This window comes from Roseococcus sp. YIM B11640 (assembly GCF_049727625.1).
Lineage (GTDB): Bacteria > Pseudomonadota > Alphaproteobacteria > Acetobacterales > Acetobacteraceae > Roseococcus.
Window position 1 is genome coordinate 422,098 of sequence record NZ_JBBJOZ010000001.1, and the last position, 26,380, is coordinate 448,477.

General features: G+C 70.4%; 30 protein-coding genes. 15 read left to right on the forward strand and 15 right to left on the reverse strand.

The features are described 5' to 3' along the window. Positions 1 to 9: 9 nt before the first annotated feature. The 6 genes from WJM96_RS02170 to WJM96_RS02195 form a co-directional block, all read right to left on the reverse strand. On the reverse strand, positions 10 to 474 hold the full coding sequence (locus tag WJM96_RS02170; RefSeq protein ID WP_424810779.1) for a 23S rRNA (pseudouridine(1915)-N(3))-methyltransferase RlmH: 465 nt from the start codon (positions 472 to 474) through the stop codon (positions 10 to 12). Continuing rightward, positions 471 to 1,259: a ribosome silencing factor gene (rsfS, locus tag WJM96_RS02175; protein WP_424810780.1), complete on the reverse strand. Its 789-nt coding sequence runs from the start codon at positions 1,257 to 1,259 to the stop codon at positions 471 to 473. The genes WJM96_RS02170 and rsfS overlap by 4 nt, the downstream gene beginning before the upstream one ends. Positions 1,260 to 1,274: 15 nt before the next feature. Continuing rightward, positions 1,275 to 1,889: a nicotinate-nucleotide adenylyltransferase gene (locus tag WJM96_RS02180; RefSeq protein WP_424810781.1), complete on the reverse strand. Its 615-nt coding sequence runs from the start codon at positions 1,887 to 1,889 to the stop codon at positions 1,275 to 1,277. Next, a complete protein-coding gene (locus WJM96_RS02185) occupies positions 1,886 to 2,737 on the reverse strand; it encodes a 2-keto-4-pentenoate hydratase (RefSeq protein ID WP_424810782.1) in 852 nt (283 codons plus the stop codon). Before WJM96_RS02185 ends, WJM96_RS02180 begins: the two co-directional genes overlap by 4 nt. Positions 2,738 to 2,816: 79 nt before the next feature. Continuing rightward, positions 2,817 to 4,082, reverse strand: coding sequence for a glutamate-5-semialdehyde dehydrogenase (locus tag WJM96_RS02190; RefSeq protein ID WP_424810783.1), 1,266 nt, complete (start codon positions 4,080 to 4,082; stop codon positions 2,817 to 2,819). 53 nt (positions 4,083 to 4,135) lie between these two features. Next, positions 4,136 to 5,296, reverse strand: a complete 1,161-nt coding sequence (locus WJM96_RS02195; protein WP_424810784.1) for a GTP cyclohydrolase II — start codon at positions 5,294 to 5,296, stop codon at positions 4,136 to 4,138. A 166-nt stretch (positions 5,297 to 5,462) separates the two neighbouring features. Between WJM96_RS02195 and WJM96_RS02200 the strand changes: the two genes are divergently transcribed. Next, entirely contained in the window at positions 5,463 to 6,119 is a 657-nt protein-coding gene (locus tag WJM96_RS02200; RefSeq protein WP_424810785.1) for a response regulator transcription factor, read from the forward strand. A gap of 9 nt (positions 6,120 to 6,128) precedes the next feature. Here the strand turns inward: WJM96_RS02200 and WJM96_RS02205 are convergent, their stop codons facing one another. From WJM96_RS02205 to WJM96_RS02215, 3 genes are read right to left on the reverse strand one after another with little or no spacing between them, the layout of a single operon-like run. Further along, on the reverse strand, positions 6,129 to 7,487 hold the full coding sequence (locus tag WJM96_RS02205) for a sensor histidine kinase (RefSeq protein WP_424810786.1): 1,359 nt from the start codon (positions 7,485 to 7,487) through the stop codon (positions 6,129 to 6,131). Positions 7,488 to 7,493: 6 nt separating this feature from the next. After that, on the reverse strand, positions 7,494 to 8,156 hold the full coding sequence (locus WJM96_RS02210) for a response regulator (RefSeq protein WP_424810787.1): 663 nt from the start codon (positions 8,154 to 8,156) through the stop codon (positions 7,494 to 7,496). A gap of 48 nt (positions 8,157 to 8,204) precedes the next feature. Then, positions 8,205 to 8,561: a PepSY domain-containing protein gene (locus WJM96_RS02215; protein ID WP_424810788.1), complete on the reverse strand. Its 357-nt coding sequence runs from the start codon at positions 8,559 to 8,561 to the stop codon at positions 8,205 to 8,207. 145 nt (positions 8,562 to 8,706) lie between these two features. Here WJM96_RS02215 and WJM96_RS02220 point away from each other — a divergent pair, with 145 nt between their 5' ends. Beyond that, a complete protein-coding gene (locus WJM96_RS02220) occupies positions 8,707 to 8,922 on the forward strand; it encodes a hypothetical protein (RefSeq protein WP_424810789.1) in 216 nt (71 codons plus the stop codon). Between the two features lie 199 nt (positions 8,923 to 9,121). Here the strand turns inward: WJM96_RS02220 and WJM96_RS02225 are convergent, their stop codons facing one another. Continuing rightward, on the reverse strand, positions 9,122 to 9,712 hold the full coding sequence (locus tag WJM96_RS02225; protein ID WP_424810790.1) for a malonic semialdehyde reductase: 591 nt from the start codon (positions 9,710 to 9,712) through the stop codon (positions 9,122 to 9,124). A 106-nt stretch (positions 9,713 to 9,818) separates the two neighbouring features. Then, on the reverse strand, positions 9,819 to 10,376 hold the full coding sequence (locus WJM96_RS02230) for a NifU family protein (protein WP_424810791.1): 558 nt from the start codon (positions 10,374 to 10,376) through the stop codon (positions 9,819 to 9,821). 133 nt (positions 10,377 to 10,509) lie between these two features. Here WJM96_RS02230 and WJM96_RS02235 point away from each other — a divergent pair, with 133 nt between their 5' ends. Continuing rightward, entirely contained in the window at positions 10,510 to 10,950 is a 441-nt protein-coding gene (locus tag WJM96_RS02235; protein ID WP_424810792.1) for a hypothetical protein, read from the forward strand. On the opposite strand, the gene WJM96_RS02240 is transcribed toward WJM96_RS02235, so the two are convergent. Further along, entirely contained in the window at positions 10,941 to 11,612 is a 672-nt protein-coding gene (locus WJM96_RS02240) for a YggS family pyridoxal phosphate-dependent enzyme (protein WP_424810793.1), read from the reverse strand. The two genes, WJM96_RS02235 and WJM96_RS02240, sit on opposite strands and share 10 nt — an antisense overlap. Between WJM96_RS02240 and WJM96_RS02245 the strand changes: the two genes are divergently transcribed. The 11 genes from WJM96_RS02245 to WJM96_RS02295 all read left to right on the forward strand — a co-directional run bounded on the left by WJM96_RS02245 (position 11,611) and on the right by WJM96_RS02295 (position 21,833). Continuing rightward, entirely contained in the window at positions 11,611 to 12,183 is a 573-nt protein-coding gene (locus WJM96_RS02245) for a thiamine phosphate synthase (RefSeq protein ID WP_424810794.1), read from the forward strand. The two genes, WJM96_RS02240 and WJM96_RS02245, sit on opposite strands and share 2 nt — an antisense overlap. A 237-nt stretch (positions 12,184 to 12,420) precedes the next feature. Then, entirely contained in the window at positions 12,421 to 13,866 is a 1,446-nt protein-coding gene (locus WJM96_RS02250) for a porin (protein ID WP_424810795.1), read from the forward strand. Positions 13,867 to 13,955: 89 nt separating this feature from the next. Further along, positions 13,956 to 14,507 carry a DUF3576 domain-containing protein gene (locus WJM96_RS02255; protein ID WP_424810796.1) on the forward strand — a complete coding sequence of 184 codons (552 nt, stop codon included), beginning with the start codon at positions 13,956 to 13,958 and terminating at the stop codon, positions 14,505 to 14,507. Positions 14,508 to 14,547: 40 nt separating this feature from the next. Continuing rightward, entirely contained in the window at positions 14,548 to 17,136 is a 2,589-nt protein-coding gene (gene leuS / locus WJM96_RS02260) for a leucine--tRNA ligase (RefSeq protein WP_424810797.1), read from the forward strand. Further along, entirely contained in the window at positions 17,126 to 17,671 is a 546-nt protein-coding gene (lptE, locus tag WJM96_RS02265; RefSeq protein ID WP_424810798.1) for an LPS assembly lipoprotein LptE, read from the forward strand. The genes leuS and lptE overlap by 11 nt, the downstream gene beginning before the upstream one ends. A 6-nt stretch (positions 17,672 to 17,677) precedes the next feature. Further along, entirely contained in the window at positions 17,678 to 18,691 is a 1,014-nt protein-coding gene (holA, locus tag WJM96_RS02270; protein WP_424810799.1) for a DNA polymerase III subunit delta, read from the forward strand. A gap of 196 nt (positions 18,692 to 18,887) precedes the next feature. Continuing rightward, positions 18,888 to 19,352, forward strand: coding sequence for a 30S ribosomal protein S6 (rpsF, locus tag WJM96_RS02275; RefSeq protein WP_424810800.1), 465 nt, complete (start codon positions 18,888 to 18,890; stop codon positions 19,350 to 19,352). A 4-nt stretch (positions 19,353 to 19,356) separates the two neighbouring features. Further along, positions 19,357 to 19,635, forward strand: coding sequence for a 30S ribosomal protein S18 (gene rpsR / locus WJM96_RS02280; RefSeq protein WP_131548281.1), 279 nt, complete (start codon positions 19,357 to 19,359; stop codon positions 19,633 to 19,635). 16 nt (positions 19,636 to 19,651) lie between these two features. Next, the gene (locus tag WJM96_RS02285) at positions 19,652 to 20,548 is read left to right on the forward strand and encodes a hypothetical protein (protein ID WP_424810801.1); all 897 of its coding nucleotides are present in this window, start codon (positions 19,652 to 19,654) and stop codon (positions 20,546 to 20,548) included. 13 nt (positions 20,549 to 20,561) lie between these two features. Next, positions 20,562 to 21,113 (forward strand): 50S ribosomal protein L9, encoded by a 552-nt coding sequence (gene rplI, locus WJM96_RS02290; protein WP_424810802.1) that lies wholly within the window; start codon positions 20,562 to 20,564, stop codon positions 21,111 to 21,113. A gap of 132 nt (positions 21,114 to 21,245) precedes the next feature. After that, positions 21,246 to 21,833 carry a LysE family translocator gene (locus WJM96_RS02295; RefSeq protein ID WP_424810803.1) on the forward strand — a complete coding sequence of 196 codons (588 nt, stop codon included), beginning with the start codon at positions 21,246 to 21,248 and terminating at the stop codon, positions 21,831 to 21,833. Here WJM96_RS02295 and WJM96_RS02300 read toward each other — a convergent pair. Beyond that, on the reverse strand, positions 21,826 to 22,509 hold the full coding sequence (locus WJM96_RS02300) for a DJ-1/PfpI family protein (protein ID WP_424810804.1): 684 nt from the start codon (positions 22,507 to 22,509) through the stop codon (positions 21,826 to 21,828). The genes WJM96_RS02295 and WJM96_RS02300 overlap by 8 nt on opposite strands. Before the next feature lie 112 nt (positions 22,510 to 22,621). Between WJM96_RS02300 and WJM96_RS02305 the strand changes: the two genes are divergently transcribed. Continuing rightward, positions 22,622 to 23,209, forward strand: a complete 588-nt coding sequence (locus WJM96_RS02305) for a DUF4136 domain-containing protein (protein WP_424810805.1) — start codon at positions 22,622 to 22,624, stop codon at positions 23,207 to 23,209. 6 nt (positions 23,210 to 23,215) lie between these two features. Here the strand turns inward: WJM96_RS02305 and WJM96_RS02310 are convergent, their stop codons facing one another. Continuing rightward, positions 23,216 to 23,623, reverse strand: coding sequence for a hypothetical protein (locus WJM96_RS02310; RefSeq protein ID WP_424810806.1), 408 nt, complete (start codon positions 23,621 to 23,623; stop codon positions 23,216 to 23,218). Between the two features lie 4 nt (positions 23,624 to 23,627). Then, entirely contained in the window at positions 23,628 to 26,324 is a 2,697-nt protein-coding gene (gene acnA / locus WJM96_RS02315; RefSeq protein WP_424810807.1) for an aconitate hydratase AcnA, read from the reverse strand. Positions 26,325 to 26,380: the final 56 nt, after the last annotated feature.

A 26,380-nucleotide genomic window follows, 5' to 3' on the forward strand; every position in this document is an offset into this window, starting at 1 on the left:
CAAGCCCTTTCAGGCGGGGCGCCACGCGCGGTGATAAGGGTGGTTGGAGCGGATGCACTGCGCCCGGAACAGCTGCTCGGCCAGCAGCGCGCGGACCAGCAGATGCGGCCAGGTGAGCGGCCCGAGGGAGAGCCTGTGCTCCGCCCGGCGGGTCACCGCCTCGTCCAGCCCCTCGGCGCCGCCGATGGCGAAGCAGATGGGCCGCGCGGCCTCCTCCCAGCGGGTCGTGAGCTGGGCCAGCGCCTCGCTGGAGGCGGCGCCGCCGCCAAGGTCGAGGGCGACCAGCAGGGCGTTGGCGGGGAGAGCGGCCAGGAGGGCCTGGCCCTCCCGCCGCCGCGCCTCGGCGGGGCTGCCGCTGGCCTCGGGCAGTTCCGAGAGCTCCAGCGGCGGGCGCAGGCGGGCATTGTACTGGGAGAAGAGCGCGCCCTCGGCCCCGGACTTGAAGCGGCCGATGGCGACGAGCCGTGCCTTCAAATGGGCGACTGCTCGCCGGGGCCAGACTCGCCCAGGGGGCTATCGGGGCCCCACATCTTCTCGAGATCGAACTTCAGGCGGGATTCCGGCTTGAAGAGGTGGATGATGAGGTCGCCCGCATCGATCAGCACCCATTCCTCGCTGCTCTGCACGGCGTCGCGGCGGAGCTTCAGCCCCTCCTCGCCCAGCGCCTGGTCGATATGCGAGGCCATCGCCTGGATCTGACGATCGGCGAGGCCGGTCGCGATGATCATGCGGTCGGCGAAGCTGGCGCGGTTGGTGACGTCGAGGACGACGATGTCCTCGGCCTTGTCGTCCTCCAGGCTCTTGCGCGCGGCCTCGACCAGGCGCTCCAGCCGGTTGGGATCGAGCTTCTTGCGGCTGCGCGGCGCCTTGGCGGCCTTCGCGGCGGGGGCCTTGGCCGCGGGTGCCTTCGCCGGGGCCTTGGCGGCCGCGCGCGGGGCGGCGCGGACCGTGGCGGTGGTGCTGCGCGGGGCGGCCTTGGTCTTCGGCGCGGGGGCCGGGGTGCCTGCCTTCGGCTTGGCGGCCTTCGCGGCCGCAGGCTTGGCGGCGGCGCGCGGCTTGGCGGGCGCCGCCTTCCTCGCGGGTGCCGGCTTGGCGGCGGCCTTGGGGGCGGCGGCCTTGGGCGCGGCGGGCTTGCGCGCGGGCGCCGCCTTCGCCGCGGGGGCCTTGGCCACCTTCGCGGCAGGCGCCTTCGCGGCCGGGGCGCGCGCCGTGGCGGGCTTGCGCGCCTTGGTGCTGGTCTCGTCGGGTTTGCGCGCCATGAAGTCTGTCTGTCCCTAGGTTTTGGAGCCCGCCCGGATGGCGGTGGCGGAAATTGCCCGTTCCGCCGCGGGCACGAAGCACCAGGGCGCCCCATTCGTCCAGCGCCGATTGAGCAAGGCTCCCGCGCGCCGCCGCCTGCGCCGCAGCGCGGAGGCCGCCCGCCCGTGCAAGGCCGGGCGGCTGTAGCCCGGACGCGGCAGGACCGCCAGCGGCGTGTGGCGCGCGATGTCCTTCCAGCGGCGCCAGCGCGGAAGCTGCACCAGGTTGTCCGCGCCCAGGATCAGCACGAACTCCGCGCGCGGGAAGCGTTTCCGCAGCAGGGCCAGCGTGTCCTGGGTGTAGCGCGTGCCGAGCTTCGCCTCGATGTCGGTCGCGATGACGCGCCCCCGCGCCACCCGCCGCGCGCTGGCCAGGCGCTCCGCGAAGGGCGCCATGCCGGCGCTGGGCTTCAGCGGATTGCCCGGCGAGACCATCAGCCAGACCTCGTCCAGGCCGAGCGCGTGCAGCGCCGCCCGCGCCACATGGGCGTGCCCCTCATGCGCGGGGTTGAAGCTGCCGCCGAGCAGGCCGATCCGCCGCCTGCGCCCATCGCCGTAGCGTCCGGGCCTGCCACCTGTTCCGCCGCTCAATTCGTTCGCACGGTCACATTCACCGGCTGGGCCAGCAGGCCCTCATAGCGCACCGTATAGGTCCGCCCGGCCTCGGCCGGGACGGCGGGCGAGAAGCCGCCCAGGGAGATGTACTGCCCCACGCGCATCCGCTGCCCCCGCTGCGCCAGGTCCTGCGCCAGCCAGGGGATGACGTTCAGCGGATGGCCGAGCAGCGCCGTGCCCGGGGCGCGCGCGATCTCGCGCTGGTCGCTGCTCAGCACCACCGTCATACTGGCGAGGCGCGCGGCGAAATCCTCCGTCACCTGCACCGGGATCGGCTCGCCCACCACGCCCAGCCGCGCACCGACATTGATGGCGAGCAGGTTCGGACCGTCCATCCCGGAGGCGAGAACGAGGTCCGGCATCTCGATGAAGGGGATCACGAGGTCGATCGAGCGCAGCACGGCCAGGTGGTCGCGCGCATCGTTGATCGCCTCGCTGGAGACGCGGACCAGCATGTCCGCCTCGACATTGGGGACCGCGCCGAAGCGCGCCGGCGTCTCGCCGCCCGAGCGCAGGCGGATGGTGTTCTGGTAGATCGTGCCCGTCACCGGATGCGCGACGCCGAAGCGCTGCTGCGCGGCCGCGTTGGTGAGGCCGACCTTGTAGCCCACGGGCTGGCCGAAATGCGGCACCAGGATCTGCACGAGCTGGTCCTGCGCGCATTGCCCGTCGGCGAGGCTGGTCATGCCCGTGAGCGGGGACGAAGGCGTGTTGGCGAGGATGGAGCGCGAGAGCGCCTGCATGGCCTCCGCGCTCGGACAAGCGGCCCGCGCCTGGGGGAGCAGGGCAAGGCTCGCGGCGGCGGCGAGAAGCAGGTGGCGCATCTGGGTTTACTCCCGGTTTTCCGGGAGCTTAGCGGGATTGCGGATCGTTTTGCTAGCGCCCGATCCGCGCGCCTTGCCCTCAGCCGCGCACTTGCCCCGTACCCGTGATGCGATACCGGAAGGTGCAAAGCTGCTCGAGCCCCACCGGCCCGCGCGCATGCATGCGTCCCGTCGCGATCCCGATCTCCGCGCCGAAGCCGAACTCGCCGCCGTCGCAGAATTGCGTGGAGGCGTTCCAGAGGCCGACGGCGGAATCGATCCCGTCGAGGAAGGCCTTCGCCGCCGCCTCGTCCTGCGTGACGATGGCCTCGGTGTGCTCGCTGCCGAAGCGGCGGATATGCGCGAGCGCGCCGTCCACCCCATCCACCACCGCGACGTTGAGCACGGCGTCGAGCCACTCGGTCGCGAAATGCTCCTCCGTCGCCGCCGGCAGTTCGGGCAGGATGGCGCGGGCGCGCGCATCGGCGTGGAAGCGGCAGCCGGCGGCGGCGAGGTCGCCCACCAGCAGCGGCAGCAGCGTGGGCGCGACGCCGGCGTCGATCAGCAGCGTCTCGGTCGAGCCGCAGACGCCCGTCCGGCGCAGCTTCGCATCCATGAGGATGGTCCGCGCCATGGCCGGGTCGGCGGCCTCATGGACATAGGTGTGGCAGAGCCCCTCGGCATGCGCGAGGACGGGCACGCGCGCCTCCTCCATCACCCGTGTCACGAGGCCCTTGCCGCCGCGCGGGATGATGAGATCGATGAGCCCGGCCGCGCGCAGCATCTCGCCCACGAAGGCACGGTCCTGCGTGGGGGCGAGCTGCACCGCGTCCTCCGGCAGGCCCGCCTCGCGCAGGCCCGCGCGCAGGCAGTCGGCGATGGCGCGGGCGGAAAGGGTGCTCTCGCTGCCGCCGCGCAGCAGCACAGCGGAGCCGGCCTTGAGGCAGAGCGCGCCGGCATCGGCGGTGACGTTGGGCCGGCTCTCGAAGATCATGCCGATCACGCCCAGGGGCTGGGCCACGCGCGCGATGCGCAGCCCGTTGGGCCGCGTCCATTCGGCGAGCGTGCGGCCGACCGGGTCGGGCAGTTCCGCGATCTCATCGAGGCCCTTGGCCATCGCCTCAATCCGCGCGGGCGTCAGCGTCGCGCGGTCGAGGAAGGAGGCCGAGAGGCCGGGCGCGGCGGCGAGGTCGGCCGCATTGGCGGCGAGGATCTCGGCGGAGCGGGCACGGATGGCGGCGGCGGCATGGCGCAGCGCCGCGTCCTTCGCCGGTCGGCCGGCGCGCGCGAGCGGGCCCGCGGCCGCGCGGGCGGCGCGGGCAGCGGTGTCGAGCAGCGTGGCGGCATCACCAGCGAGAACGTTCATGTCATGGCACTCCTGGGCCCAGAGATAGGCCCGGTGCCCTGACCCCGCTAGTCCTAGAACAGGTGGCCGAACCGCTCGGCCTTGGTGGCGAGGTAGCGGTCGTTCACGCCATTGCCCGCGAAGGCGTGCTGCACGCGGTCCTTCACCTCGATCCCGCAGGCCGCGAGCGCCGCGATCTTGTCCGGGTTGTTGGTGAGCAGCCGCACGCGCGGCACGTCGAGCAGCCGCAGCATGGTGGCGGCGACGAGGAAGTTGCGCTCATCCGCGCCGTAGCCGAGCGCGCGGTTGGCATCGAGCGTGTCGAGCCCCTGGTCCTGCAGCGCATAGGCGCGCAGCTTGTTCACGAGGCCGATGCCCCGCCCCTCCTGCGCCAAATAGAGCAGGATGCCGGCGCCTTCCTCGTGCATGCGCCGCAGGGCGCCGCGCAGCTGCGGGCCGCAATCGCAGCGCAGCGAGCCCAGCAGGTCCCCGGTGAAGCATTCGGAATGCAGCCGCACCAGCGGCGCGCCGCCGGAAGCCAGCACCGCCGCCGGGTCGCCCACCATCATGGCCAGGTGCTCGATACCGCCATCGGCCGCGCGGAAGGCGGTGATGCGCGTCTCGGGCGCATCCTCCAGCGGGACGCGGGCGGTGCCCACCTGGCGCAGCGTCGTGGCCGCGCTCTCGGGGTAGGCGAGGATGTCGGCGGTCTCGACGGTCAGGAGCCCGGCCTGCGCCGGCACCTTCGCGGCCGGCGCCGCGACCAGGGCGGGCAGCAGCCGGCCGAGCTTGGCCAGGGCCAGGGCGGCCGGCGCCAGCGGTGGCGGCGGCGCGTCGCGCTCAGGGGCGCCGGGCAGGGTGAGGAGCTCTTCAGTGGGGTCGGCGAGGGCCCGAAGGCGCTCCGGCATCAGCAGCGCGGCAGGCAGGCGCAGGGCGACGACGCCCTCCTCCGGCGCGGCGAGCGGCACCGGGCGCTGCAGGACGGCGGCCGCGCGAACGGGCGGCAGGAGCAGCACGGGCGCGGCGTCGGCCAGCTCGGTCAATTGCGCCAGGGCGGGGTTGGAGACGGTTTCCGCCGCGGCCACCAGCAGGCTGCCCCCCGTGCCCCGCAACACGACCGGCGTGCCCCGGCGAAGGTCCGAAACGGCGCGATGGACGGAGCGCAGCGCCGCCGTTTCGGCGGAGGGCGCGCTCGCGTCCTGGCCGTCAGCCGGGCGGAGGACGGATGTTTTCATTCAACTGGCATCCTGCTTCATCTTCTACCTTACGCTGGAATGTGGCGATGAGATGCGCGGCTGCAGGGGGGCAGGGCAGATTCTTTCCTGGGCCGGTTCCAACGAAGCCCCTGACCAAGCCCCGATGCCTATGCCAAAATGACAGCCACCACCGACATGGGCCCGCATGCCTGGCCGAAAACTCCTGCTGGTTACCTCGGACGCCGCGCTGGCCGCGCTGCTGCCGCCCCAGCTTGCCCAGGGCACGGAATTCCGCGCCGATATCGCGACCCCGGAGGAGGCCGGCCCCAAGCTCGCCGAGGCCGCCGGACGCATCGACGCGACCCTGCTCGATGCCTCGGCGGCGGAATGGGCGGCGGGGCTGCGCGAGGCGGGCGCCGGCCGGCCGGTGATCCTGCTCGGCCAGGCGGCCGGGGCGCCACCCTCGCCGGACGTGGCCGGGGTGGTCCCCAAGCCCGTGCGCCTCGCGGAGCTCGTCTCCCGCCTGCATGCGGTGCTGGCGACCTTCGACGCTTCGGCCGACGCGGCCATCCCGCTCGGGCCCTATGCCTTTCATCCGGTGGGCAAGCTGCTGCGCTCCGAGGGCGGCAAGCGCATCCGCCTCACGGAGAAGGAGGCGGCCATCCTGCTCTATCTCCATCGCGCGGGGGGCCGCGCGGTGCCGCGCGCCGAATTGCTGGGCGAGGTCTGGGGCTATTCCGACGCGGTGACGACCCACACGCTGGAGACCCATATCTACCGCCTGCGCCGGAAGATCGAGGCCGACCCGCACGAGGCGCAGCTGCTGGTGACCGATGAGGGCGGCTACCGGCTGGGCGGCTGAGCGGCGCCGCTAATCCGGCCCCTGATAGGTTTCGCTCGCCAGCCGCCCGGGCAGCTCCAGCCGCGCCGAAAGCCCGCCCAACCTCTGGCTGCGCTCCAGCGACAACGTGCCGCCGTAGAGCGAGGCGAGGTCCGCGACGATCGCAAGGCCCAGCCCCGAGCCGGGCTTCGCCTCGTCCAACCGCACGCCGCGCAGCAGCGCCGCGCCATCCTGCCCCTCGGCCAGGCCGGGCCCGTCATCCTCCACCAGGATCGCCGCCCGGCCGGGGCTGGACATCATCACGCGCACGGTGACGCGGCCCGCGCCGTACTTGCTGGCGTTCTCCATCAGGTTGCCGAGCATCTCGGTCAGGTCCTGGCTGTCGGCGCGGACCCGAACCTCGGCATTGCCCAGCACGCGGATCTGGATGCCCCGCGCGGCGGAGAGGCGGTGCAGCGCCTTGGCCAGGGCTTCGGCGATGGCCAGCGGCATGCTCTCGGCGCCCGCCGTGCCGGCCAGGGCGCCGGCCCGCGCGCGGCGCAGATGGTGCTGCACCAGCCGCTCCAGCGTCTGGGACTGGGCGCGTGCGGCGGCCACGTCGCCCGTATCCAGTGCGTTGCGCAGCACGGCGATGGGGGTCTTCAGCGCATGGGCCAGGTTGCCCACGTGGTTGCGCGCGCGCTCGACCGTCGCGCGGTTCTGCTCGATCAGCGCCTCGATCTCGGCGACGAGCGGCGCGATCTCGCGCGGGGCCACGACATCCATGTGCTGGCGGAGGCCCTCGCGCACCTCGGCCAGTTCCTGCCGGGTGCGGCTGAGCGGGCGGAGGCCCCAGACCACGAGCAGCGCCACCACCGCGACCAGCCCCGTGCCGAGCAGCGCGAAGGCCAGGATCACGCCGCGGCGCAGGTCGGCGATCTCGTCATCCGTGCTCTCGCGCGCGAAAGCGACCTGGACGCTGATGGGCACGCGGCCGACGCGGCTTTCGATCTGCACGTCGCGCTCCAGCACGCGAAGCTGCTCGCCGCGCGGCCCCTCCATGTTGCGGGCGCGAATCCCCTCGGGCGCGCGCAAGGGCGGCGCCAGGCGCGAATCCCAGAGGGAGCGCGAGGTCGCCTGGGTGCCGCCGGGCCCGGTGAGCTGCCAGTAGTGGCCGGAAAGCGGGCGGTCGAACTCCGGGTCCGCCAGGGGGCGCAGCAGGATCGGGCCCGAGGAAGGGTCGAAGGCCACAGCCGCCACCACCGCGTCCAGCAGGCTGGAGAGGCGGGCATCGGCGGTGGTCTGGATCTGCTGCTCATCCGTCCGCACCACGAACCACGCGATGAGGCCGAGCCCGAGCGAGACCCAGAGCGTGGTGAGGATGACGAGCCGGCGGGTGAGGGAGTTCAAGCCGGCTCAGCCGGGGCTGAGCAGCCGGTACCCCTGGCCGCGGACGGTTTCGATCAGCCCGTCGCCCAGCTTGCGCCGCAGCCGGGCCACGATCACTTCGAGCGTGTTGGAGTCGCGGTCGAAATCCTGGGAATAGAGATGCTCGGTCAGCTCGGTCTTGGAGACGGGGCGGCCGGCATGCAGCGCCAGGTAGGCGAAGAGCCCGTATTCCAGCGCCGTCAGACGCACCGCCTGCCCGGCGCGGGAGACGCTGCGGGTCGAGGTGTCGAGCCGCACGTCGCCGAAGACGAGCTCGGGCGAGGCGACGCCGTTGGAGCGGCGGATCAGGGCGTTCAGGCGGGCCACCAGCTCCGCCATGGCGAAGGGCTTGGCCAGGTAGTCATCCGCCCCGGCGTTCAGCCCCTCGACCTTCTCTGACCAGGAATCGCGGGCGGTGAGGATGAGGACGGGCATGCTGCGCCCGGCCGAGCGCCAGCGGCGCAGCACCGTCAGGCCATCCACCTGGGGCAGGCCCAGGTCGAGCACGACCGCGTCATAGGGCTCGGTTTCGCCCAGATGCAGGGCTTCCTCGCCATCCATGGCGCCGTCCACCGCGAATCCGGCTTCCGAGAGGCCGGAGCGGAGCTGTTGGTGCAATTCTGGACTGTCTTCGACGATGAGCAGGCGCATGCGGCGGAACATGCTCGGAGAGAGGCGCGCCGTCCAGTTTCGAAGACGTCAGCGCGCCGTGCCGCGGTTGTTCTGGATCTCGCCGGCCGAACGCTCCTGCACCGGTCCGCGCGAACGGATGAGGGTGCCGGAGGCCGCGTCCAGCTCGATATTGAAGACCCGGCCATTGGGCGGGAGGATCTTGATCTCGTAGAGCCACTGGCCGTCGTCGAATTCCAGCTCGGCCTCGATGACGCGGCCCCGGAAGCGGCGTTCCACCTCGCTCAACAGCTCCGACAGGGGACGAATCTGCCCGGCTTCGAGGGCGGCGCGGGCCCGCTCATGGTCCCGCCGGTCCTGGGCCGCGACGGGCGAGGCAAGAAGGGCCGCAACGGAAGCCAGTACTGGAATGAAGCGGCGACGCATGGTGCTGAGTGATCCTGGGGGGCTGAACAATCCCTGAACCGAGCACTCAGTAGCGGTTCAGCCTAGGGGGAATACGTAGCTTCTATCGTCGGAAGGCGGCGCCGCGAAGGGCGGCCCGGATTCCGGTGTTTAGAGGTTTGGATCCGTGGAACACGTCGCGCCCCATCTGCTCGGGATCTTCATGCTGGCTCTGGCCTGCATCCCGCTCGTCTTCGTCCTGCAGGACCGCCGCCGGCGGCGCCTGGACGCCGAGCGCGCTGGCCGTCTGCGCCGCGAGGCCCGGGTCGCGGAGGAGCTTCGCAGCCGCCGTGTGGCCGGTGCGATGCAGCCGGGCTGGATGACCAACGCCGCCCGCCGCTGAGCGCAGCGACGATGGAAAAAAAGCGCCTGGGGCCCTTCGCCCCTGGCGCTTTTTTTATGCGTGCAAGCGCCGGGTAGCCGTATCCGCGGCCTAGGCTTGGGCCCGTGTACTGTCGCATCGGGGCCAGCGATTGGCCTGGGCGCGATCGCGCTTCACGCTCCCGGCCCGAGGCAAGGCCCCGGGCCGAACGCACGAAAAATCAAACGATCTTGGCGACCTCGTCGAACTCGAAGCGCGGCAGCCGCTCCATCACGCCGGCCGGATCGCCATGGCCGAGGTTGATGAGGAAGTTCGTCTTGAACCCGCTGTCGGCAAAGAAGAGCTCGTCCACCTTGGCGTTGTCGAAGCCGCTCATGGGGCCGGTATCGAGGCCGATCGCTCGTGCGGCCAGTATCAGGTAGGCGCCCTGCAGCGTGCCGTTGCGGAAGGCGGTGGTATCGGCCAGCGACCAGTTGCCCGCGAACCAGCTCTTGGCATCGGCATGCGGGAAGAGGCGCGTCAGGTGGTCGTAGAACTTGGGGTCGTGCGCCACGATCACCGTCACCGGCGCGGTCATCGTCTTTTCGGTATTGCCCGCGGACAGCGCCTGCTTGAGCTTGGCCTTGGCCTCCGGAGAGCGGACGAAAACGAAGCGCGCGGGCGAGGCATTGGCGCTCGTCGGGCCGAACTTCAGCAGGTCATAGAGCTCATGGAGCTGCTCGTCCGTCACCGGCTCGTCGCGCCACTTGTTCTGCGTGCGCGCCGTGCGGAACAGCGTGTCGAGCGCGGAGTCGGAGAGTTTCTCGGTCATCAGGAGCTCCAATTGAGGAATTGGAGGCGACTATGCCGAGAGCAGGGCCCGGGCGCCAAGCCCGCCCGGGTCCATGAGCCTCATCATCAAATGAAATGAGGGGAGCTCAGCCCTCGACCTGCTCGACCTGCTCCACCTCGGGAATATAGTGGCGAAGCATGTTCTCCACGCCGTGCTTCAGCGTGGCGCGGGAGGAGGGGCAGCCGCTGCACGCGCCTTGCATCTTCAGCCGCACGGTGCCGTCGCGGAAGCCGCGGAAGACGATGTCGCCGCCATCCCCGGCCACCGCCGGGCGGACGCGCGTGTCGAGCAGATCCTTGATCTGGGCCACGATATCCGAATCGGCCTGGTCGAAATCCTCGGCCTCCTCGCTCTCCTGGCCCTCAATCACCGGCAGACCGGCAAGGAAGTGCTCCATCACCGCGCCCAGCACCTGCGGGCGAAGCGCCTGCCAGTCGGCCGCGTCGGACTTGGTGATGGTGATGAAGTCGGCGCCGAGGAACACGCGCGCGACGCCGTCCAGCGCCATGAGGCGGTCGGCCATCGGCGCGCGCGAGGTGTCGTCGCCCAGGGCAAAATCGGCGGTACCGGTGCCCATCACGTCCCGGCCCGGCAGGAACTTCAGGGTCGCGGGGTTGGGCGTGCTTTCGGTCTCGATGAACATGGCTCGGGGCACCTCGGTCTAATCACGACGGATGTGGTCTGGATTGCGACCGGCCGCAAGGCTTGAGGCGGTTCGAGCCCGATGGGCGGGCATGCCGGCCCATCATGGCATGCGGTTTGCGACGGCCGGCCCCATGAACGACCCGATCCGCCTCGCCTTCCGCCCGCCAGGCAGCCTCGAGGTGCCGGCCGCGCCCGATAACGGCCCGGCGCTCGGCCCGGACGAAGCGATTCCCATCCCCGGCCAGATCACCTTTGACGAGGTGCTGGAGGGGCTGAACCCGCTGCATCACCTGCCGGGAGTGGGCATTCTCTACCGGGCGGCGACCGGGGCGGAGATTCATCCGGCCATGCGCGTGCTGGGGGCGGCGGTGCTGGGCGGCGGACTGGGCGCGATCCTGGCGGGTGTCGCCTCGGCCATCGAGATGACCGAACCGCTCGGCCGGCTGCGCGCGGCGATGAATGGCGAGCCGGACCCGCTGGTCCTGGCGCGGCAGCCGGTTCCGTCCGGCCAGGTGGCCGAGGCCTACCGGCGATGGACGCAGCCGGATCCGCCGAGGACGGCTCAGGCGTAGTCGCGATGGCCGAAGATGGCGGAGCCGACGCGCACATGCGTGGCGCCTTCCTCGATGGCGATCTCGAAATCCGCGCTCATCCCCATGGAGAGCGTGCGCAGCCCCTCACGCGCCGCGAGTTCCCGCAGCCAGGCGAAATGCGGGCGGGGATCGCCCTCGGCCGGCGGGATGCACATGAGGCCCTCGACGGGCAGGTTCCATTCCTCGCGGCAGGCGCGGAGGAAATCCGCGGCGCCGGCGCGGGCGATGCCGGCCTTCTGGGGTTCGTCGCCGACATTCACCTGAACCAGGAGACTGGGTCGGCGGCCCTCCTTCTCCATGGCGTCGGCGAGCGCGGCGGCGAGCTTCGGACGGTCGAGGCTTTCGATGACATCCGCGATCCGCACCGCGTCGCGAGCCTTGTTGGTTTGCAGCCCGCCGATGATATGGAGCCGCAGCGCGGGATGCCCCGGCCGCAACGCCGGGAATTTGGACGCGGCCTCCTGCACCCGGTTCTCGCCGAAGGTGGTTTGCCCGGCGCCGAGGGCCGCCAGGACCGATTCGGCCGGGTGTGTCTTCGAGACCGCGACGAGCGTGACCTCCGCCGAATCACGCCGGGCGCGGTGGGCGGCAGCCTCGATTCTCTCGCGAATCCGGGCGAGGTTTGCACCGATGTCATCCATGTCCCCCAGAATAAGGAATGCCCGGCCCGGCGCCAGCCAGGCGGTGCCCCGTGTCTGGCTGGTCACGGACCCCCGGCGCCTGCCCGACCCGACGCCGTTCCTGGGCCGCCTGCCGCGCGGGGCCGCCGTGCTGTTGCGGGGAATCGAGGCGCGGCTGGCGGGGCGCGTTGCCGCGCGCTGCCGGGCGCTCGGGCTGCGGCCGGTGGTGAGCGGGGATGGCCGGCTGGCCCTGCGAATCGGCGCGGGCCTGCATGTCCCGGACCGTGCGGGGACAGTGCATCTGCTGCCTTTCCTATTGAATCGGCGAGGTTTCCTTCTTTCCGTGGCGGTACATGGGCGGCACGGGATCGCGCGGGCGCGGCGGCTGGGGGCGGATGCGGTGTTGGTCTCGCCGGCCTTTCCCACCGAGAGCCATCCGGGAGCCCCGGCCCTCGGTCCGCATAGGTGGGCGGCGCTGGCGAAGGCCTCCGGGGCGAAGGCCGTGGCGCTCGGCGGAATGACGTCACGATCGGCGAAGCGCCTGCCCCGGCGGCGCCTGGCGGGGTGGGCGGCCATCGGCGCCTGGGGGTGACAGCCCGATGTGGCGGAAGCGCCACACTGTCTCAGGGAAGTCGCGCCGCCATGCCGAAGCCGGTTGCCGCCGCGCAATCCAGCAACGCATAGTCAGCATGTGCTCGGTGATACATACGGTTGCGATGCGTCCTTACGGACCTGCTGAGTAACCGGAGGTCACGGCCTCTCCCAGGGATGGGGGGGGAGGGTCAGGGGAACAAAGCCGGTCGAGGCCGGCGCGTGAGGAGAGTTGAACATGCGCAAGATTTTGCTGGGCACGACGGCAGTCGTCTCGGCGGTCGTGGGCGCTGCCGTCATGGCGCCCGAGGCCTCCGCTCAGGAAGCGCCGACCGTCCGCATCGGCGGTTACTTCCGTGCCTACTACGGTTACACGCAGCAGAGCAGCCGTAACTCGGTGACGGGTACGGGCATGCCGCTGAACGTGGGCTCGGGCACCGAAGGCATTCCGGGGAACTCGCCGACCGGCGCTGTCGCCGGCGCGAACACCGCCCGCCTCGGCAAGCACGACATCTCGACCGACGCCGGCATCGACGTCATCGTGAACGGCAAGCTGGCGAACGGCATCACCTACGGTGCGACCATCTCGCTGAACAGCAACGGCCTCGAAGGCCGCCAGGTGGTCAACGGCCGCGCCTCGGCCGGCAAGACGACGGTTGCGGTTGACGAGATGTACGCGTTCATCGCGCACGCCCGCTTCGGTCAGGTCCGCTTCGGTGACGAAGACGGTGTCATGGGCGGCCTGATGAACTCGGGCTGGGTCCAGGGCTTCGGTACCGGTGGCGTGCACGGCTCCTGGGAGAGCTTCGTGACCCGTCAGGCCGGCGGCCGTACGGTCACCGCTCCGGGCGGCATCGGCGACGCCTCCAAGATCATCTACATGTCCCCGCAGTTCTTCGGCTTCGACTTCGGCGCCAGCTACGCTCCGAACGCGAACGTCGGCGAGGACACGGGCTGCCCCAACAACTCCGGCTCGGGCTACTGCGACTCGGCTTACGCCTTCTCTGGCGCTCGTAACTTCGGCATCTACGCCGCGGGTCCCGAGCAGGCTGTGAAGCGCAACGAGGTGCAGGCTGCCCTCCGTTGGCGCGGCAACTACGCCGGCGTCGGCCTGGCCGCCACGGTCGGCTACATCGGTTCGGGCGCTGCCCGCGACCTCGCCTCGGCGAACGGCTCGCAGTGGCGCGTGTTCAACGGCCTGAACATCTGGCAGGTCGGTGCGCAGGCGAGCGCTTATGGCTTCACGCTCGGCGCGAACTACACCTGGGGCGACTATAACTTCTTCTGGGGCAACACCATGCGTGGTGACCGCCAGGCGGAGCAGCTGACGATCGGCGCCCAGTACACCTACGGTCCCTTCACGATTGGTTCGAACTTCGTGACGGGCCTCTTCGAGGGTGGCTCGAAGAACACCTACTCGGAGAACGCGGCGGGCACGGCGGTCACGTCGGTCGGCTGCCGCGCGACGGCGAACGTCAACGTCTCCAACAACTGCGCCATGATGCGCCGTTGGGGTGTTTCGGTCGGTGCGAACTACCGCCTGGCCCCCGGCATGGACCTGATCGCCGAGTGGGTTCACTACTCGGTGCGTGAGCAGGGCCGCGACCTCGACCCGGTCCGCCCGGGCATCCAGAGCCGCGCGTTCAGCGACGTGTTCATCCTCGGCACGCGCCTGGCCTTCTAATAGCCAGTCACGTTTCGTGAAGAATTGGAGGCGAAGGGGTAACCCTTCGCCTCTTTTCTTTTGCGCGGGGCTTGCCTAGAAGCGCAGCCATGACAAACGCCAGCCGCTCGATTCTCGCGCTCAGCCTCGGTCTGACCCTGCTCTCGGCCTGCTCTGGCGGCCGTCAGGTCCGAAACGACGAATACGGCACCGACAATGCGCGTGAGCTCGCGCTGCGGCAGACCGGCGCCAGCTCCTCCTCCGGTATCGTAGTGTTCGGCGTGGACCGGTCGCGAGAGGCGCAGAACGGCGGAACGGGTGCCAATGCGGGCGGCGGCGGCATGACGGTGAACGCCTATCTCTGGCGCGCCACGCTCGACACCCTGTCCTTCATGCCGCTGGCCAGCGCCGACCCGTTCGGCGGCGTCATCATCACCGATTGGTACACGCCCCCGCAGGCCGAGGGCGAGCGCTTCAAGGCCACCGCCTATGTGATCGGCCGCCAACTCCGCTCGGACGGCGTGCGCGTGCAGGTCTTCCGGCAGGTGTCCCGTGGCAATGCCTGGGTGGACGCTCCGGCCTCCACCTCCACCAATTCCGAGCTCGAGGACCGCGTCCTCGCCCGCGCGCGCGAGCTGCGGAGCCAATCCGCCGGCCGCTGACGGCTTGAGGTGTGGGCGGGCCGGCTCTATGCAGTCAGCCATGCCCGATACGCCTCAGCCCCCTGTCGTCGCGAATACAGCGGCCGACCGTTACGACTTCGCCACCGCCGAGCCGCTCTGGCAGCAGCGCTGGGACGCCGCCGCCTGCTTCGCCGTCCCCGACGTGCCGCCGGCCGGCACGAAGAAGTACTATGTGCTCGAGATGTTTCCGTACCCCTCGGGCAAGATCCACATGGGGCATGTGCGCAACTACACGCTGGGCGACGTGGTCGCCCGATACAAGCGCGCGCGCGGCCATCTGGTGATGCACCCCATGGGCTGGGACGCCTTCGGCCTTCCGGCCGAGAACGCCGCGCGCGAGCGCGGCACGCATCCCGCGGCCTGGACCTACCAGAACATCGCCAACATGCGCGAAGAGTTGAAGCGCATGGGTCTCTCCATCGAATGGGCGCGTGAGTTCGCGACCTGCGACCCTGAGTACTACGGCCAGCAGCAGAAGCTTTTCCTCGACTTCCTGGCCGATGGCCTGGTCGAGCGGAAGGAGAGCTGGGTCAATTGGGACCCGGTCGACGGCACCGTGCTCGCCAATGAGCAGGTGATCGACGGCAAGGGCTGGCGATCCGGCGCGCCGGTCGAGAAGAAGCTGCTCAGCCAGTGGTTCTTCTCCATCACCAAATTCGCGCCCGACCTGCTGGCCAGCCTCGACACGCTGGACCGCTGGCCCGAGCGCGTGCGCCTCATGCAGGCCAACTGGATCGGTCGCAGCGAGGGCGCGCGCGTGCGCTTCGAGCTGGCGCAGCCCGTCGACGGCGAGTCGGAAGTGGAGGTGTTCACCACGCGCCCCGACACGCTCTTCGGCATGTCCTTCCTCGCTGTCGCGGCCGAGCATCCGCTGGCGGCGGCGGCCGCCGCGCGCAATCCCCAGGCCGCGGCCTTCGTCGCCGAGTGCCGCAGCCAGGGCACCAGCGAGGCCGTGATCGAGCAGGCCGAGAAGCGGGGCTTCGACACCGGCTTCAAGGTGAAGCACCCCTTCACCGGGGCCGAGTACCCGGTGTGGATCGCGAACTTCGTGCTCATGGAATACGGGACGGGCGCAATCTTCGGCTGCCCCAGCGGCGACCAGCGCGACCTGGACTTCGCGCGCAAGTACGGCCTGCCCGTCGTGCCCGTCGTCCTGCCGCCGGGCGCGGATCCCGCCACCTTCACCATCGGTGCCGAGGCCTTCACCGAGGATGGCACCCTCTTCAACTCGCAATTCCTCGACGGCCTGCCTGTCGCGGAAGCGAAGCGCGTTGCCATCGCGAAGATCGAGGAGATGGGCCGCGGCCAGGGCGTCACCAACTGGCGCCTGCGCGACTGGGGCGTCTCCCGCCAGCGCTACTGGGGCTGCCCCATTCCGGTGATCCATTGCGACGATTGCGGCGCCGTGCCCGTCCCGCGGGATCAGCTGCCCGTCGTGCTCCCGAAGGATGTGGACTTCTCGCGTCCCGGCAATCCGCTGGACCACCACCCGACCTGGAAGCATGTCGCCTGCCCCTCCTGCGGCAAGGCGGCGCGGCGCGAGACGGACACCTTCGACACATTCGTCGACAGCTCCTGGTACTTCGCGCGCTTCTGCTCGCCGCACGCCGATGAGCCGGTGACGCATGCGGCGGTCGATGCCTGGCTGCCGGTGGACCAGTATATCGGCGGCATCGAGCACGCGATTCTGCACCTGCTCTACAGCCGCTTCTTCACGCGAGGCATGCGCGAGACCGGCCATGTGAAGCTGGACGAGCCCTTCGCGGGCCTCTTCACCCAGGGCATGGTCCAGCACGAGAGCTACAAGGGCGCCGATGGCCGCTGGCTCTACCCCGAGGAGGTGGAGAAGCGCGCGGACGGAACCTCCGTGGTGCGCGGGACCGAGGAGCCGGTGACGGTGGGCCGCGTCGAGTCCATGTCCAAGTCCAAGCGCAACACGGTGGATCCGGGCGCCATCATCGCGCGCTACGGCGCCGATACCGCGCGCTGGTTCATCCTGAGCGACAACCCGCCCGAGCGGGACATGGAGTGGTCGGAAGCCGGCGTGGCCGGCGCCAGCCGTTTCATCCACCGAGTCTGGCGCCTGGCGCAGAACCTGACCGAGGCCGACAAGCCCGATGCGGCGGCCGGCAAGAAGCTGCTGCAGGCCACGCACCGCGCCATCGCGGCGGTGACCGAGGCGCTGGAGGATTTCTCCTTCAACGTCGCCGTCGCCAAGACGCATGAGCTGGCCAATGCCATCGCCGATGCCTCCGCGGCCCCGCTGGCGGCACGGCGCGAGGCGCTGGAGACGATGCTGCGCCTCTTCTCGCCCATGATGCCGCATCTGGCGGAGGAGCTGTGGTCCACGCTGCGCCCCGGCGAAGGGCTGGTCGCCAACCTGCCCTGGCCCGAGGCCGACCCGGCGATGCTGCGCGCGGACAGCGTGACGCTGGCCGTGCAGGTGCTGGGCAAGCTGCGCGGCACGATCGAGGTCTCGGTCGATGCGACGGACGAGGAGGTCTTCGCGGCGGCCGAGGCGGATGAGAACGTGCAGCGCGCGCTCGGCGGCAAGCCGATCAAGAAGCGCATCCACGTGAAGGGCCGGGTGGTCAATTTTGTGGTCTAGGCGCGCCCTTTTCCTGAGCGGTGGCGCCGGGCTGCTCGGCGCCTGCGGCTTCCAGCCGGTCTATGCGCCGGATGGCGAGCGCAACAGCGTGGCCGTCGCCGGCCAGTCGCCCAGCCTCACGGCGCAGCTCGCCTCCGTCAGGGTCGGACCGATCAACGATCGCAACGGCCAGCTCATGCGGCGCGCTCTGCAGCGGCAGTTGGAAGGGCTGCGGCCAGGCACGCCGGCGCGCTACGACCTCGCCGTCACCTTCAACTTCGCGGTCGAGGTTCTGGGCTACCGCCGCGACGGCACGCCCACCCGCGTGCGCCAGCTGGCGACGGCCAACTGGATTCTCTCCACGGCCGCCGTCCCGCCGGAGGTGGTGGATCGCGGCGCGGCCCGCACGCTCGACTCCTTCAACATTCCCGACCTGCAGTTCTTCGCCGCCGACTCCTCGCGCGATGCCATGGAGCGCCGCGTCATCGACGAACTCAGTGAGCGCGTGGTGCTCGCCGTGGCGGCGGGGCTGCGCCGGCGCAGCGGGCAGGGCTGACGCGGCTTGGCCGCGAAGCTCGACCCGAAGCGCCTCACGGCGTTCCTGGCCTCCCCGCCCGAGGATTGCCGGGTGGTCCTGCTGATCGGCGACGACGCGGGCCTGGTGAATGAGCGTGCCGGCCAGCTGGTGCGTGCTGTCGCCGGGGACGATCCCATCCGCATCGTGGAGCCGGGGCGCGAGGCCGCGAAGGACCCAGGCTCGCTCGCGGGGGAGGCGGCTTCCGTGCCGCTCACCGGCGGGCGCGTCGCCATCCGCCTGCGCGAGGCGCGCGATGCCTGGTCCGAGCCGATGCGCCAGGCGCTGGAAGGACCGGGGCCCGGGCTCGTGATCGTCGAGGGGACGGGGCTCACCGGCAAGTCCAAGGTCCGGACGCTGGTCGCCGCCCATGCCCGCGGCCAGGTTATCGAATGCTATGCCGAGCGGGGGCGCGACCTCACGGCCTCGATCGCGCGCATCCTGGGCGAGCTGGGCGCGCAGGCCGAGCCCTCGGCCATCGACTGGCTGGCCGAGCGCGCGGGCGAGGACCGCTTGGCCATGCGCCGCTCCCTGGAGATCCTGGCCCTGCATGCCGAGCCCGGCGAGCGCATCACCGGGGAGCAGGCGATGGAGCTCCTCGGCGACGGCAGCATGCTGGACCTCGACGAGGCGCTGCTGGCCGCGACGCTGGGCGAGGTTTCGGTGGCGGACCGGGCCATCGCCAAGGCCTTCGCCGAGGGCGCCAATCCGGTCCAGGTGCTGAGGGCGGCGCTGCGGCATGTGCAGCGGCTGCATCGCGCGGCGCTGGATGTGGCGTCCGGCAGCTCGCCGGCGGATGCGATAGGCGCGCTTCGGCCGCCGGTCTTCTGGAAGGCGAAGTCGGCCACGGAGCGGGCGCTGCAGCGATGGTCGCCCGCCCGGCTGGAGGCGCTGGGCGCGGCCCTGCTCCGCGCGGAGCGCCAGACCAAGACGACGGGCCTGCCGGACGAGGTGATCGCGCGCCAGGTCGTGCTCGCCATGGCCCGGAGCGCCGCGCGGTAGATTCCCAGCAGAATCAATGCTGCACCGGTGAAGCCGGCCGCGCTCGGCGCTGAGGGCACCAAAAACTCCATTGACCCGCCGGGCCCGCCATGGTTAACGCCCCCGACCCTGCCGCCGGCGTTGGCACGCCCGCGGCTATGCCCGTTTGCGCGCACCGATCCCCGGGGCCAGGGCTGAGCAGCCATAGGGAGTTCACATGCCACTGTACGAATGCGTGTTCATCGCGCGGAACGATGTCACCCAGCAGCAGGTCGAGGCGATCGCGGATCACATCGCGACGACGCTTGGCGAGCAGGGCGGCGAAGTCCAGAAGCGCGAGTACTGGGGCCTCCGCGGCCTCGCCTACAAGGTCAAGAAGAACCGCAAGGGGCACTACATGCTCCTCGGCATCAACGCCCCCGCCGCCGCCATGCAGGAAGTCGAGCGCCAGCTCGGCCTGCACGAGGACGTGCTGCGCGAGATGACGCTGCGGATCGAAGCGATCGAGGAAGGCCCCTCGGCCATCCTGGCCAAGCGTGGCGAGGATCGCGACCGTGGCTTCCGTGGGCCCAAGCCCGCTGGCCGCTTCAGCTCGGGCCGCACCGGCGGTCGCGACGACCGTGAAGAGTTCCGTGCTCGTCCGCGCGACGAGATGGACGTCAACATGAACGACGAGATCTGAGCCGATGAGCGAGACCGCCGAACCCAACATCGCCAACCGCCGCGCTGCCGTGGGCGCCCGCCGCCCGTTCTACCGCCGCCGGAAGTCCTGCCCCTTCTCCGGCCCGAACGCGCCGAAGATCGACTACAAGGACGTGCGCCTCCTGTCCCGCTTCCTCTCGGAGCGCGGCAAGATCGTCCCGTCCCGCATCACGGCCGTCAGCGGCAAGAAGCAGCGCGAGCTGGCGAACGCCATCAAGCGCGCCCGCTTCCTGGCCCTGCTGCCCTACGTGATCAACGACTGATTCAGGAGTGTCCGGGGTGAGTCAGACATCGGGTCAGGGAGGGCTCTTCAGCCATCCTGCGGCCCTCGCGGCGGGTGCCGCGGGGCTGGGCTCGGCGCTGCTCGCCCTCGCGGCGATGCGCGGCTTCCCGCTCGGCGGGCTGTTGCTGTGGCTCTCGCCGCTGCCGCTCTTCGCGGCGGGCTTCGGCTTCGGCGTACGTGCCATTCTGGGCGCGGTCGTGGTCTCCACCGTGGCGCTGGCGATCAGCGTCTCCACGGCGGGGGTGGCGATCCACCTGGCCATGCTCGGCGTGCCGGCGCTTCTGCTGGTGGCGACCGCCATGCAGCCTGGGCGGATGGAGCTTTCGCTCCCGCTCGCGCTGCTCGGTCTCTGGCCGGTGGTGGTGCTGGTGATGCTGGCCCTCTTCGTCCCCGACCTCGAGGACGAGATGCGGCTGGCGGTCGAGAGCGGCCTGCGCCGGATGGGCATGGACCTGCCCGACGGCATGGTGGCGCAGATCACCCAGGTGAAGGCGGCTGCGGCCGGCTTCTGGGTGGCGCTGCTCATGCTCGGCAACGGCATCGCGGCGCAGCTTCTGCTCGCGCGGCGCGGCCTGGCGCTGCTGCCCACCCCCTCGCTCGAGGGTGTGCGGCTGCCGTCCTGGTACCTGCCGCTGCCGGCGGCGGCGCTGGCCTTCTGGGCCATCGCGGGGGGCGCGGTCGCGCTGTCCTCGCTGCTGCTGCTGCTGGTGCCGGTCTTCCTGCTTGGCGTGTTCGGCGTGCATCGCCGGCTGCGCGGGCGGGCCGGGCGCGTCGCCTTTCTGGCCGGCTTCTACGTGCTGATGCTCCTGTTCCTGCAAGTGATGGCTCCGCTGATGGTCGGCGTGGGCCTCTTCGACCAATACCGGCGGCAGTCCATGCCGCCCCAAACCTGATCTGAGGCGTGTCATGATTGAACTCATCCTGATGCAGCGCGTAGACAAGCTCGGCCAGATGGGCGAGCTCGTGAAGGTGAAGCCTGGCTACGCGCGCAACTACCTTCTCCCCGGTGGCAAGGCGATCCGCGCCACCAAGGCCAACCTCGCCCGGTTCGAGCAGGACCGCGCGCAGCTCGAGGCGCAGAACCTCAAGCGGCGCGAGGAGGCCGAGCGCGTGGCCGAGCGCATGGAGGGCCTGACGGTCGTCCTGATCCGCTCCGCCGGCGAGAGTGGTGGCCTCTACGGCTCCGTCTCCGCGCGCGACATCGCCGATGGCTGCACGGACGCCGGCCTGACGGTGAACCGCTCCCAGGTGCTGCTGGACGCGCCGATCAAGACGCTCGGTCTTACGACCGTCCGCGTCGAGCTGCACCCCGAGGTGCTGCTGCCCGTGATCGTCAACGTGGCTCGCAGCCAGGAAGAGGCGGAGAAGCAGGCCCGTGGCGAGGAGATCGCCCGCGAGGAGGAGATCACCCTCGAGGACGAGCTGGTCGCCGAGCTGGGCGCCGCCACGCGCGAATAAGATCGGGGGCTCCGGCCCACGAGACGGAAAGGGGGCCGCGAGGCCCCCTTTTTCATGTGCCCGCGCCCGGCGCGGCCCTGCCATTACGTCAGTGTATTTGACGTAATGCCCGCCTCCTTGGACGCTCCCTCCATGGAGTACCTCCTCACCCTCATCGGCTTCGCCTTCGCGACCTCCGCCACGCCGGGGCCGAATGTGCTGATGGTCGCGGCCTCCGCGGCGCAGGTGGGGATCCGGCCGGTATTGCCGCATATGCTGGGCATCACCCTGGGCTTTCCGGCGATGTTCCTCGTGGTCGCGCTCGGCCTCGGCATGCCCTTCGAGAGCTATCCCTGGCTGCACCGGGCCATGCAGGTCGCGGGCATCGGCTGGCTGTTGTGGCTCGCCTGGAAGATCGCCTCCGCCCCGCCGCCGGGCGAGGCCAAGCCGGCGCCGCCGCTGGGCTTCCTGGGGGCGGCCGCCTTCCAGTGGGTGAACCCGAAGGCCTGGATGATCGTCCTCGCCGTCCTGCCCGCCTTCACCACGCCGGGCGAGCCCATCCTGCCCCAGGCCATGACCATCGCGGCCGTTTTCGCGGTGGTGTGCCTGCCGTGCCTGCTGTTCTGGGCGTGGCTGGGCCAGGCGGCGCGGCGGGTGCTAGGCGATGGCATCCGCCTGCGCGCCTTCAACTGGTCGATGGCGGCGCTGCTGGTGCTGAGCCTGGTGCCGATGGTCAGGTGAAGGCTGCGGCGATCCGCCGCACCGCCTCCTCGCGGCGGGCGATGACGGGCGCCATGGCGGCGCGGGTGGATTGCACGATCTCGGCGGGCGCGCTCTCGGGCGTGCCGGCGCTGAAGGGCGGCTTCGGGTCGTACTGCATGTAGAGCTGGATGCCCTCGGCCGCCGCCTGGCCCCGCAGCTTCGCCGCGAGGTGCAGCGCGCCGTCGAAGCCCGAGGTGACGCCCGCCGCGGTCACGTACTTCCCGTCCTCCACCACCCGCGCCTGCACGGGCAGCGCGCCGAAGGCCGGCAGGATGTGATGGCTCGCCCAATGGGTGGTGGCGCGGCGTCCGCGCAGCAGGCCCGTCGCGCCCAGCAGCAGCGCGCCGGTGCAGACGGTCAGCACGGCCTGCGCGCCCTCCGCCTGGCGGCGGATCCACTCCAGCGTCTCCGCATCCTGCATCTGTGCGTCCACGCCGAAGCCGCCGGGGATGTGCAGCACGTCGAGTTGCGGCGCATCGGCCAGCGTCGCATCGGGCAGGATGCGCAGGCCCTTCATGTCGCGCGCGGGCGTGAGGCTCTTGCCGTAGATCGCATAGGTGGAATCCGGCAGGCGGGAGAGCACCTCATGCGGCCCGGTCAGATCGACCTGATCCAGCTCGTCGAAGATGAGGCTGCCGATGTTGAGGTGGGTCATGCGCTTCTCCCTGCTGCGCGGATGGTGACGGCGGCGCAACACCGCGGCAAGTCTTCACGTTGAATTTGCGAGCGGTTCGCAATAGCGTGAGGCCCTTTAAAGGAAACGCCCCATGCTGCGCCGCCTTGTCCTTCTCGCCCCTCTCGCCGCGCTTTCGGCCTGCGCCGTCGGCCCCGAGGTGCGCGTGGATTACGACCGGAACGCCAATTTCGCCGCCTACCGCACCTTCGGCTGGGCGAGCCCGCTGGGCACAGACCGCTCCGGCTACACCACGCTGACGACGGACCGCCTCAAGGCCGCGGCCGAGCGAGAGATGACGTCGCGCGGCTACGTCTATTCCGCCACCGCCCCCGACCTTCTGGTGAACTTCCACGGCCGCCTGCAGGAGCGAATCCAGGTTTCGCCCGGCCCGGCCTTCGCCCCGCCGATGGCCTATTACGGCTATCGCGGCTACGCGGTCTGGCCCGGCTACGCCTTCGGCAGCGGGCCCTTCGTGGACCAGTACACCGAGGGCACGATCAACATCGACCTGGTGGATCGCCGGCGCGACGCGCTGGTCTGGGAGGGCGTCGCGGTGGCGCAGGTCACCGAGCGCGACCGCACCTACCCGCAGGAGCGCATCGATAGCTCGGTCGCCGCGATCTTCGCGCGCTATCCGTATCGCGCGGGCGTCGGCACGCCGGCGGCGCCGGCACGGTAAGCCGGCCTAGGTCGGCGGAAAGCGCCGCGTCGCCTGGCCCGTGCCGATGACGCGGTTGCTCGCATCCAGGGCGTCGACGGTGATGCGGTAGGAATGGATCTCGCCCGTCGGTGGGCAGGGCCCGGCATAGCCGGGCAGCGTGCCGGCCGCGATCTGCCCCGTAGGCGGCACGAAGACATCGCCGCCGCCATGCGTGGAGGAAGGAAGATCGAGGTCCGTCATCCGAACCGTCACCCGCGCGGTGCCGGGCGGCAGGCCCTGGATGCTCAGCGCCGGGGAACGCTGGGAGCAGCCATCGGCCGCCGTCCATTGGAAGGCGACGCCGATCGCCGGCAGGTTCGCGTTCCGTGCGGGCTCCGCCGCGCAGCCCGCGAGGAACAGCGCGGCGAGAAGCGCGGCGGAACGCGGCATCATCACATCAGGCCGCGCGGGCCATGCCGCGCAGCACGTAATGCAGGATGCCGCCATTCTTGTAGTACTCGACCTCGTCGGCCGTATCGACGCGGCACAGCACCTCGGTCGTCACTACATGGCCATCGGCGCGTGTGATGCGAAGCTCCAGCATCATGCGGGGCTTCAGGTTCTCGATGCCGATGATGTCCACCACCTCGTCGCCGCGCAGCGAGAGCGTGTTGCGGTTCTCGCCTTCCTTGAAGACCAGCGGCAGCACGCCCATGCCCACGAGGTTGGAGCGGTGGATACGCTCGAAGCTCTCGGCGATGACGGCCTTTACGCCCAGCAGGAAGGTGCCCTTGGCCGCCCAGTCGCGCGAGGAGCCGGTGCCGTATTCCTTGCCGCCGAAGACCACCAGCGGCACGCCCTCGGCCTTGTAGCGCATGGCGACGTCGTAGATCGGCGCCACGTCGCCCGAGGGGTAGTGCTTGCTGATGCCACCCTCGATGCCGGGCACCATCTCGTTCTTGATGCGGATATTGGCGAAGGTGCCGCGCATCATGACTTCGTGGTTGCCGCGGCGGGCGCCGTAGCTGTTGAAGTCCAGCGGCCGCACCTGGTGCTCCAGCAGGTATTCGCCGGCCGGGCTCGTCTTGCGGATGTTGCCCGCGGGCGAGATGTGGTCGGTCGTGATGCTGTCGCCGAGCAGGCCAAGCACGCGCGCGCCATGGACGGAGGCGAGCGGCTTCACCTCCATGCTCATGCCCTCGAAATAGGGCGGATTCTGCACGTAGGTGGAGCCCGAGTTCCAGCGATAGGTGTCGCTGCCCGCATCGACGCGGATGGCCTGCCACTGCTGCGGGCCCTTGAACACGTCGGAGTAGCGCGACTGGAACATCTGGCGCGTGAGCACGGACTGGACGGTCTCGTTGACCTCATCCTGCGTCGGCCAGATGTCGAGCAGCATGACGGGCTTGCCGTCGCTGCCGATGCCGATCGGCTCATGCTGCAGGTCGAGTTTCACCGTGCCCGCCAGCGCATAGGCGACGACGAGCGGCGGGGAGGCGAGGTAGTTCGCGCGGACATTGGCGTGGACGCGGCCCTCGAAGTTGCGGTTGCCCGAGAGCACGCCGGCGACGACGAGCTTGTTGCCCTCGATCGCGTCGACCATGGCGTCCGGCAGAGGTCCGGAATTGCCGATGCAGGTGGTGCAGCCGTAGCCGACCGTCTGGAAGCCCATCGCGTCGAGATCGGCCGTGAGGCCGGAGGCGTTCAGGTAGTCGGTGACGACCTGCGATCCCGGCGCCAGCGAGGTCTTCACCCAGGGCTTCGGCGTGAGGCCCTTGGCCCGCGCCTTGCGCGCCACGAGGCCGGCGGCGACCAGCACGTAGGGGTTCGAGGTGTTGGTGCAGGAGGTGATGGCGGCGATGACGACATCGCCGTGGCCGAGGTCATAGGGCGCGCCCTCGACCGGCGCGCGCTTGTTCGCCTCGTCGCCCGGCACGCCCATGGTGCCCGCCGCGAGATCCTTGGCGAAGGAGGAGCCGACGGAGCCCAGGGCCACGCGGTCCTGCGGGCGCTTCGGACCGGCCATCGAGGGCTCGACGGTGGAGAGGTCGAGCTCGAGCGTGTCGGTGAAGACGGGGTCGGCCATGCCGTCCTCGCGCCACATGCCCTGCGCCTTGCAGTACTCGCGCACGAGGTTGATCCGGTGCTCGTCGCGGCCGGAGAGGCGCAGGTAGCCCATGGTCACTTCGTCGACCGGGAAGAAGCCGCAGGTCGCGCCGTATTCGGGGGCCATGTTCGCGATGGTCGCGCGGTCGGCCAGCGCCATGCTGGAGAGGCCGGGGCCGAAGAACTCGACGAACTTGCCGACGACGCCCTTCTTACGAAGCATCTGCGTGACGGTGAGCACCATGTCCGTCGCCGTCACGCCCTCGCGCAGCTTGCCGCTGAGCTTGAAGCCGATGACGTCGGGGATGAGCATGGCGATGGGCTGGCCGAGCATCGCGGCCTCGGCCTCGATGCCGCCGACGCCCCAGCCGAGCACGCCCAGGCCGTTGATCATCGTGGTGTGGCTGTCGGTGCCGTAGCAGCTGTCGGGATAGACGTAGGTGTTGCCGATGTCGGTCGCGGTCCAAACCACCTGGCCGAGATATTCCAGGTTCACCTGGTGGCAGATGCCGGTGCCCGGCGGCACGACGCGGAAGTTGTTGAAGGCTTCCTGGCCCCAGCGCAGGAACTCGTAGCGCTCGCCATTGCGCTCGAACTCGATGTCCACGTTCTTCTGCAGCGCGGAGGCGGTGCCGGAGACATCCACCATCACCGAATGGTCGATGACGAGATCGACCGGCACCAGCGGGTTCACCTTGCGCGGATCGCCGCCGAGGCCGAGCAGCGCGTCGCGCATGGCGGCGAGGTCGACGACGGCGGGAACGCCCGTGAAGTCCTGCAGCAGGATGCGCGACGGCTTGAAGGGGACTTCCTTATCGCTGCGGCCTTCCTTCACCCAGTCGGCGATGGCCTTGGCGTCGTCCACGGTGTAGCTGCGACCATCCTCGAAGCGCAGCACGTTCTCCAGCAGGACCTTGAGCGAGAAGGGGAGCCGCGAGATGTCGCCGATCTGCTTGGCAGCCTCGGGCAGGCTGAAATAGTGATACGTCTTCCCATCCACCGAAAGCGTCCGGCCGACCTTGAGAGTGTCCTGCCCGATCATCCGCATCTGGAATACGTCCTCATATTTTTTCGGCGCGATTTTAAGCATGACGCCGGTTGACG

What these genes read in the sequence shown, in the direction of transcription:
- WJM96_RS02305 (WP_424810805.1), top strand. Translation starts at nt 22,622, where the DNA reads ATGCTGCGCCGCCTTGTCCTTCTCGCCCCTCTCGCCGCGCTTTCGGCC.
- WJM96_RS02210 (WP_424810787.1), bottom strand. Translation starts at nt 8,156, where the DNA reads ATGCGCCTGCTCATCGTCGAAGACAGTCCAGAATTGCACCAACAGCTC.
- WJM96_RS02310 (WP_424810806.1), bottom strand. Translation starts at nt 23,623, where the DNA reads ATGATGCCGCGTTCCGCCGCGCTTCTCGCCGCGCTGTTCCTCGCGGGC.
- WJM96_RS02200 (WP_424810785.1), top strand. Translation starts at nt 5,463, where the DNA reads ATGCCTGGCCGAAAACTCCTGCTGGTTACCTCGGACGCCGCGCTGGCC.
- rpsF (WP_424810800.1), top strand. Translation starts at nt 18,888, where the DNA reads ATGCCACTGTACGAATGCGTGTTCATCGCGCGGAACGATGTCACCCAG.
- leuS (WP_424810797.1), top strand. Translation starts at nt 14,548, where the DNA reads ATGCCCGATACGCCTCAGCCCCCTGTCGTCGCGAATACAGCGGCCGAC.
- rpsR (WP_131548281.1), top strand. Translation starts at nt 19,357, where the DNA reads ATGAGCGAGACCGCCGAACCCAACATCGCCAACCGCCGCGCTGCCGTG.
- WJM96_RS02195 (WP_424810784.1), bottom strand. Translation starts at nt 5,296, where the DNA reads ATGAAAACATCCGTCCTCCGCCCGGCTGACGGCCAGGACGCGAGCGCG.
- acnA (WP_424810807.1), bottom strand. Translation starts at nt 26,324, where the DNA reads ATGCGGATGATCGGGCAGGACACTCTCAAGGTCGGCCGGACGCTTTCG.
- WJM96_RS02255 (WP_424810796.1), top strand. Translation starts at nt 13,956, where the DNA reads ATGACAAACGCCAGCCGCTCGATTCTCGCGCTCAGCCTCGGTCTGACC.
- WJM96_RS02240 (WP_424810793.1), bottom strand. Translation starts at nt 11,612, where the DNA reads ATGGATGACATCGGTGCAAACCTCGCCCGGATTCGCGAGAGAATCGAG.
- WJM96_RS02295 (WP_424810803.1), top strand. Translation starts at nt 21,246, where the DNA reads ATGGAGTACCTCCTCACCCTCATCGGCTTCGCCTTCGCGACCTCCGCC.
- WJM96_RS02225 (WP_424810790.1), bottom strand. Translation starts at nt 9,712, where the DNA reads ATGACCGAGAAACTCTCCGACTCCGCGCTCGACACGCTGTTCCGCACG.
- WJM96_RS02250 (WP_424810795.1), top strand. Translation starts at nt 12,421, where the DNA reads ATGCGCAAGATTTTGCTGGGCACGACGGCAGTCGTCTCGGCGGTCGTG.
- WJM96_RS02245 (WP_424810794.1), top strand. Translation starts at nt 11,611, where the DNA reads ATGTCCCCCAGAATAAGGAATGCCCGGCCCGGCGCCAGCCAGGCGGTG.
- WJM96_RS02215 (WP_424810788.1), bottom strand. Translation starts at nt 8,561, where the DNA reads ATGCGTCGCCGCTTCATTCCAGTACTGGCTTCCGTTGCGGCCCTTCTT.
- WJM96_RS02185 (WP_424810782.1), bottom strand. Translation starts at nt 2,737, where the DNA reads ATGCGCCACCTGCTTCTCGCCGCCGCCGCGAGCCTTGCCCTGCTCCCC.
- WJM96_RS02300 (WP_424810804.1), bottom strand. Translation starts at nt 22,509, where the DNA reads ATGACCCACCTCAACATCGGCAGCCTCATCTTCGACGAGCTGGATCAG.
- WJM96_RS02190 (WP_424810783.1), bottom strand. Translation starts at nt 4,082, where the DNA reads ATGAACGTTCTCGCTGGTGATGCCGCCACGCTGCTCGACACCGCTGCC.
- rplI (WP_424810802.1), top strand. Translation starts at nt 20,562, where the DNA reads ATGATTGAACTCATCCTGATGCAGCGCGTAGACAAGCTCGGCCAGATG.
- rsfS (WP_424810780.1), bottom strand. Translation starts at nt 1,259, where the DNA reads ATGGCGCGCAAACCCGACGAGACCAGCACCAAGGCGCGCAAGCCCGCC.
- WJM96_RS02235 (WP_424810792.1), top strand. Translation starts at nt 10,510, where the DNA reads ATGAACGACCCGATCCGCCTCGCCTTCCGCCCGCCAGGCAGCCTCGAG.
- WJM96_RS02230 (WP_424810791.1), bottom strand. Translation starts at nt 10,376, where the DNA reads ATGTTCATCGAGACCGAAAGCACGCCCAACCCCGCGACCCTGAAGTTC.